The 259-nt window shown below is 49.4% G+C and carries 1 rRNA gene; it reads left to right on the top strand.

The features are described 5' to 3' along the window. Positions 1-9: 9 nt before the first annotated feature. Positions 10-259 (top strand): 16S ribosomal RNA (locus ACT3RM_RS18305); the annotation flags it as partial.

Genomic DNA, 259 nt, shown 5'->3' with positions numbered 1-259 from the left:
AAAAACTTTTAATTGAAGAGTTTGATCATGGCTCAGATTGAACGCTGGCGGCAGGCCTAACACATGCAAGTCGAGCGGTAACATTTCTAGCTTGCTAGAAGATGACGAGCGGCGGACGGGTGAGTAATGCTTGGGAACATGCCTTGAGGTGGGGGACAACAGTTGGAAACGACTGCTAATACCGCATAATGTCTACGGACCAAAGAGGGCTTCGGCTCTCGCCTTTAGATTGGCCCAAGTGGGATTAGCTAGTTGGTGA

Origin of the sequence: Pseudoalteromonas sp. AOP7-A1-14 (assembly GCF_052376275.1) — a bacterium.
GTDB lineage: Bacteria > Pseudomonadota > Gammaproteobacteria > Enterobacterales > Alteromonadaceae > Pseudoalteromonas.
This window is presented reverse-complemented; position numbering and strand designations above follow the sequence as displayed.